The sequence below is a fragment of the Chryseobacterium hagamense genome (assembly GCF_007991455.1).
Lineage (GTDB): Bacteria > Bacteroidota > Bacteroidia > Flavobacteriales > Weeksellaceae > Chryseobacterium > Chryseobacterium hagamense.
The window spans coordinates 110,703-117,425 of record NZ_BJYJ01000015.1 but is presented as its reverse complement, the minus strand read 5'-3'; the positions used below and the strand labels follow the sequence as shown (position 1 = coordinate 117,425).

Sequence of the window (6,723 nt, the reverse complement as noted above, 5' to 3'; positions counted from 1 at the left end):
CATCACGGCAGTCAACAACATTACGGCCAATAACAATCTGAATGCGCTTCAGAATGCCAGCGTAGGGCAGAACCTGAATGTTGGAGTGAAAACCACAACGGGAAGTCTGTATGTCAATAATGCAGCTGCCATTACAGGAGCCGTAGACATTGCAGGAGTAACCCATATCAGCAATGCGGCTCATTCCACCGGTATTTCTTCCGGAGCGCTGGTCGTAGCAGGAGGAATGGGACTTGCTGAAAACCTGAACGTCGGTCAGGATCTTAATGTTACAAAAGATACCAATCTCAACGGGAAATTGTTTACCAATAAAGTGAGCACTTTTAATGATGATGCGCTATTCAATAAGCAGGTAAACGTTAACAGCACTGTAGATGATGATAACAGCAAAGCATTTGAAGTAAAAGGGGGAGCCATTATCGGGAAAAGACTGTATATTAAATCTACCCTCAGCCAACCTTACGGAGATTTTACCAATGCTGCATTAAAGGTAGACGGCGGAGCAATTATCAACGGAAATTTATCGGTGTTGGGTCAGGTATTTACCCAGAATGCGACCATCAATACCCTGACTCCTATGTCTGTAGATACCTATACCTATTTTAAAAGTCCCTATCAGAAACCGTTGCTGAACAATATGGGGTTTGGGCCTGATTCTTCTTTTAATTCGTATGCATTAAGAGTTAATGCCGTAGATCAGGGAATTGCCATCAGGGTGAATAAGCATGCGGAGAGCAACTATGGAAGTGCCTACGGAGCGGAAGATTCTCCAAAAGTAACTACCGGAAACAATTTTCTTTCTTTCTGGAATAAAGACGGAGTAATGGTGGGCAGGATTGAAGGGGAATCGCTGCCGGAAATCGTCAATTTTAAGAAAGATTATCTGAGAACGGTGAAAGACAGGGATATGGAAATTGCGAAGGAAGCGAATATTGCGGTATTCAAAGGAATTGAAATCCTGTTACAGGGTTATGAAAAAGGGAAAGCGAAAAAAAGCACGGAAACGGCTGCCGGACTTAATGTGATTACAGGATCCAATTCAGCCGGTCCTATTGTTGACGGCCAGGCACCTGCAGCTTCAGCAGCGCAAACTGAGAAGGCCGGTATCGAAACCCTGGCAGCAGCCCAGATTCTCGATAAGGTGCTGGCTTATGAAACGGATCTGGGATTAAGCGGCGCTAAAATAGACGGTTATAATAAACAGATCGACTATATCAAAAGTGTAGCCGGTGTTAAGTATTCATCCAGTGCGGGAGACTATGCCGAATATCTGGAGCTTAAGGATTACACAGATTCCCCAAATATTATTCCAGCCCAGGTAGTAGGCGTGAAAGGAGGCAAAATAACATTGAATACCGGAGACTGCGAGAAAATTATGGTGGTCTCCATGAATCCTGCCGTGGTGGGAAAAGAGCCTCTCCCGGAGCAGCGGTCTAAATTCAAACCGGTGGCGTTCATGGGGCAGGTACCGGTTTTCGTCCTGAACGAAACCCATATCGGAGATTATATCCTTCCGTCAGGCAATAACGATGGATACGCTATTGCACGGTCTCCGGAAAATATGGAAACGGATGACTACAGAAACATTATCGGGATCGCATGGGGCGAGACCAATGCCTCAAAAACGGTTAATGTGGTCGTAGGAATCAATACCAATGATGTGCTGGCCGTAGTGAAGCAACAGAAAAAACAGATCGATGCACTGGAAAGCAGAATAGGCAGGATTGAAAAATATATCACGGAAAACAATAAAAGCATACCCTTAACGTCTGAAGCCGGATCCGCGTTTTCACAAACGGAAACTGAAAAATCAATGATTTTGCAGAAGATCGGTAAAGAAGCAGCAAAGAACCGGAATGTACAAAAAATCGTTGTCAAGCTGGCGGAAGAATTAAAGGCTAAAAAAATATCGCTGTTCAGAAACAGGGATTCATATATTGAAAATGCAGTCAATGATTATTTCGGAGGGATATTTATGGCGCGGGAGTTTAAAAGCACCCTTACCGATAAAGAAAAGGAATTCACCGATGCCTATTTTAAAGCCATCACTTCACAGGTAGAAGCACTTTTGTAGGATACCTTCATGCCAAAGGAACCGGGCCGGATTTTTTCGTAAGAAGAATCCGGCTTTTTAAATTTAATGTGAATTCGATCGTATCAATATCCTATTCAGATATTTATTTAATTAAAAATAATATGGCTAATTCAATCAGGATTTCAAATAGAAATTTCTTTTATTTAAATGAGTAAATGGTTTAGGTTTCTGATAGAATTTGATCCTATCCTGTAGAAAGCCCCCTTCATGACTTTAATACAATATAAATCAAACCTTGGTTAAAAATAAAACGAAGGCTGTTTATTCAGGATTAAGTAAGAACTTCCCCTGATAGAATGACAAAATGTTTAGTTTGATGATCAAGACCTCTGATTATATTTTTGACAAGACAGACTTCCGGCATCCGGCTTCCCTCTTCCAGACTCTTAACTCCGGTTCTTCTTCGAGTTCACGTTAAATTTAATTTTTATCAATGGTATCGAAATACCGTAAATCATCATCCGGATTCCATTCAGATCTTCCGTATTTAGACTCGTTATAAATATCAAAAAAATCCCTAATATATTTCATGATTCAAAATCCATCAGATATATTTAATTTTGTATTGTAAAACTTTAATAAGCGTTGACGCTAAAATTTTTAAAAATGAATTCTTTAATCGATAAATATAATATTCCCGGCCCGCGTTACACTTCTTATCCTACTGTTCCTTACTGGGACGAACATTCTTTTTCGCCTGAGCTTTGGAAGCAGAGTGTGATCAGGACTTTCAGGGAGTCGAATGCAGACGAAGGGATCTCCATTTATATCCACCTTCCTTTCTGTGAGGCTTTATGTACGTTCTGTGCCTGCCACAAGCGCATCACCAAGCAGCACAGTGTGGAAATCCCGTACCTGGAAAGCGTACTGAAGGAGTGGCAGCTGTATCTCCGCATGTTCGGCGAGAAACCTAAACTGAAGGAACTGCACCTCGGTGGCGGAACTCCCACGTTCTTTTCACCACAGAACCTGAAAGCCCTTCTGGAAGGGATTTTTGAAACCGTGGAGATTGCGGAAGATCAGGAGTTTTCTTTTGAAGGCCATCCGAACAATACCACCCGCGAACACCTGGAGACCTTATACGGTTTAGGATTCAGAAGGGTAAGCTTCGGCGTTCAGGATTATGATCCGAAAGTACAGAAAGCCATCAACCGGATCCAGACTTTCGAAAAAGTGAAGGAAGTAACGGAATGGGCAAAAGAAATCGGGTACCGCGGCATCAGCCATGACCTGGTATTCGGATTGCCGCACCAGACCTGGGAAGCGATGGAAAATACCATCCGCAAAACAATGGAATTGAAACCCGACCGTCTGGCTTTCTATTCCTACGCACACGTGCCGTGGGTAAAAGGAGTTGGTCAGAGAGGGTTCGATGAAAACGACCTGCCAAGCGGTGAAGAAAAACGGCGTTTGTATGAAGACGGTAAAAAGTTACTGGAAGAGCTGGGCTATATCGAAGTCGGGATGGACCATTTCTCTCTGGAACATGATGACCTCTACCAGTCGCTGATCCGGAAAAAGCTGCACCGGAATTTTATGGGCTACACCTCAAGCAAAACCCAATTGATGGTTGGCCTGGGAATGTCTGCCATTTCGGATTCATGGTATGCTTTTGCACAGAACGTAAAAACCGTGGAAGAATATCAGAAAATGGTAGAGGAAGGTGATATTCCGGTAGTAAAGGGACATATTTTAAATGAGGAGGATCTTACCGTAAGAAGGCATATCCTGAACCTGATGTGCCAGCTGGAAACTACTTTTGATGTTCATCATTCATTCCCCGAGCTGCAGAATGCTTTTGAAATGCTGAAGGAAATGGAAAAGGATGAGCTGGTGGAAATCAATGGTACCCACATCCAGATCACTGAAAAGGGGAGAGCCTTTACAAGAAACGTAGCTATGGTTTTCGATCTGAGGATGATGAGGAACAAGCCGGAAACCCGCATTTTCTCCATGACGATCTGATGCATGGGCAGGAAGCTTCTTTTATTTTTGACCTATTTGTATGCTTTGCTTTTCAGTGTTGCAAAAACGGCCAGGTTTCCCAACAAATGGTCAGAATCGCACTGGATGATGGATTACCGGTTCGGGTTTATCAAACGCGGGCTGGGTGGTGAAATTTTCGGATGGTTTTTCCGGAAGGACGAATCTTCTGTTTTTATTCTCTCTGTTGCCATCCTGCTTTTGCTGTATGCGGCTGTCATAGGAATTGCCGTCAGGGAAACTTTCAGAAGGGAAAAAAGCATTCATACGGTCTTGTTTTTCGTGATCTTCCTGCTGTCGCAGTATATCATATTCTCCGCCCATCTCATCGGCTACCTGGAACATGTGGTGTTTCTGCTGACCCTGCCCGTTATTTATTTAATCAGAAGAAAAAAGTTTGTATTGGCGTCATTGATTGCAGGATTCAGCGTTTTCATCCACGAAATTACTTTTTTCCTGATGCTGCCCGTAAGTACTTTTGCTTTGCTGGTTTTTGAAAGCCCGGCCCAGGCGTTTTCCTTTAAAAATATTTTTTCGCCCGGAATGATAAAGAAGATAATAGCCTTCCTGGGATTACCGGTTTTATCTTTAATCTTTCTGTCGTGGTTTCATGAGCGGGAAGGAGGTGATTGCGTTACGACGGTATTTAACTATCTGAAAAGCATTCCGTTTATTCCGGAAAATGTTGCCCGATCCGTAACCTCAGCTTATACACAGCGTTTCAGCCTCTCTTTTCAGGAACAGAGAAGCCATTTTATCCAAAGGGTATTTATTTCGAAAGCCACGGTATTTTACGGAATTCCCATGCTCTTTTTATTGTGGATGGTGCTTAAAGAGTTCAGGCTAAAAGGAAATATTGGCATATTTATTTTGCTGGCAGCAGTCTCATCAATCCCTTTACTCATGCATTCCATTGCCTATGATACCTACCGGATCTGGACTTTTCCTTTTATGATCCTGTTCCTGGGCTTTTGGGTCCTGGGTCTGAAATTCAGATTCAAGAGGGCAGAAACAGATATCCTTTCCATACCGGAACTGGTTTTTTTTATAATCTCTTTCCTGCTGGTCACCCTGAGTCCGAATGTACTTTTTGATGAAGAGACGGAGCGGTTCTCTCTACCCGTTAAGCTGATTCTTATCCTGCCTCTGTTTTTGATGCTTTACCTGTTAAAAAAGCCTCAATCAAAATAAGATGAATGAGGCTCTGTAAATTATGCGAAAAAAAAATTATTTAATAATTAATTTTTTGCTGTAAGATTTAAGATTTCCTGAATTGATGTTGATGAGATAAGCCCCGGCCGGGATCCCTGAAATATTAAGGCTGTTGTCCTTTTCAATTTTTCCCTGCTCCAATACCTTTCGTCCTTCGAAATTGATGATTTCAATGGTTGCATTCTTATCTTTTACCCCTTCGATGAAAACGGTTTTTGAAGCCGGATTAGGATATACTTTTATTGGGGTTGAAAGATCGCTTTCCTGTGTTCCCAGTACTGCCGAAGTGGTCAGCCTGAAAATTTTTCCGTTGTTGACGGCTGCTACGAAAAGCTCATTCTGACTGTTTACCCCAAAGGTGGAAAAATTATTTCCGGAAGACGGGGCAGACCAGGTGATCGAATCATCAGCATTCAGGCTCCCGATCTGGGTAGAACAGTAATCGGCAAAAAAGTACCTTCCCTGCAGAGCCGGATACTGTGTTCCGCGATACACATATCCTCCGGTAATCGAACACTTTCCTCCCGAATGGTCATAAGCGGCTACTGGGAACGTCATGGTGGACTGTGCGGCACAGCCCGCTGTATTGTAAGCGTTATTCCCTTCATAGCATCGCCAGCCGTAATTGATTCCCGCCTGGGTCAGCGGCATCCGGTTGATCTCTTCAATCTGTCCCTGGCCCACATCTGCAATCATGACATTGCCGGAAGCGGTATCGAAATTAAACTTCCAGGCGTTCCTCAGCCCGTAAGCCCAGACTTCATCAGCTCCGTCAATCCCTACAAAAGGATTTCCCGCCGGGATGTTGTAGGCTCCGGTAGAATTAATGTCCAGCCTCAGCAGTTTTCCCAGCAGTGAATTTTTGTTCTGGGCATTGTTGTTCGGATCCCCGCCGCTGCCGCCGTCACCGGTTACGATCCACAGATAGCCGTCGGGTGCAAAGTGGATGCTTCCGCCATTGTGGTTGTCGAAAGGTTTGGGCAGGTTCAGAATAATCTTCTCCGTTGAAGGATCGGCAACATCCGGATTGGCGGTGCTTCTGGTGTACCGCGCTACCGTGATATTTCCGTTGGTGTCATTGTAATAAACAAAAAAATACCCGTTCGTCGGGTATTGCGGGTGGAAAGCTAATCCCAGAAGGCCTCTTTCTCCTCCGTAAGTGATTTTTGTGCTGATGTTTAAAAAATTAGTAGAATTTACTGTTCCATTGGCCTGTAAAATTTTAATGATTCCGTTTTGCTGGACAACGAACATCCGGCTGTCGTTCGCATGGGTGATTTCTACGGGTGCGGTGAGCCCGGTGGCAAATTCTTCCAGCGTAATGCTTTGGGCATTAAACATAAAGGAAGAAAAAATACCTGCGCAAAAAAGTAATTTTTTCATAATATTTTGATATTTAGTGCATTAAACTGAATGAAAATTCCATACCAATG

At 43.4% G+C, this 6,723-nt stretch carries 4 protein-coding genes; 3 read left to right on the top strand and 1 reads right to left on the bottom strand.

Annotated features, from left to right (window positions below):
- The 3 genes from CHA01nite_RS20515 to CHA01nite_RS13695 form a co-directional block, all read left to right on the top strand.
- Positions 1 to 2,074: hypothetical protein (locus tag CHA01nite_RS20515; RefSeq protein WP_228458417.1), on the top strand; the 2,074-nt coding region annotated here is incomplete at its 5' end.
- 627 nt (positions 2,075 to 2,701) lie between these two features.
- A complete protein-coding gene (hemN, locus tag CHA01nite_RS13700; RefSeq protein ID WP_146942300.1) occupies positions 2,702 to 4,060 on the top strand; it encodes an oxygen-independent coproporphyrinogen III oxidase in 1,359 nt (452 codons plus the stop codon).
- Positions 4,061 to 4,087: 27 nt separating this feature from the next.
- Positions 4,088 to 5,269 (top strand): hypothetical protein, encoded by a 1,182-nt coding sequence (locus tag CHA01nite_RS13695; RefSeq protein WP_146942298.1) that lies wholly within the window; start codon positions 4,088 to 4,090, stop codon positions 5,267 to 5,269.
- 36 nt (positions 5,270 to 5,305) lie between these two features.
- On the opposite strand, the gene CHA01nite_RS13690 is transcribed toward CHA01nite_RS13695, so the two are convergent.
- On the bottom strand, positions 5,306 to 6,673 hold the full coding sequence (locus CHA01nite_RS13690; RefSeq protein WP_146942296.1) for a PQQ-dependent sugar dehydrogenase: 1,368 nt from the start codon (positions 6,671 to 6,673) through the stop codon (positions 5,306 to 5,308).
- Between the last annotated feature and the right edge of the window lie 50 nt (positions 6,674 to 6,723).

What these genes read in the sequence shown, in the direction of transcription:
- CHA01nite_RS13690 (WP_146942296.1), bottom strand. Translation starts at nt 6,673, where the DNA reads ATGAAAAAATTACTTTTTTGCGCAGGTATTTTTTCTTCCTTTATGTTT.
- hemN (WP_146942300.1), top strand. Translation starts at nt 2,702, where the DNA reads ATGAATTCTTTAATCGATAAATATAATATTCCCGGCCCGCGTTACACT.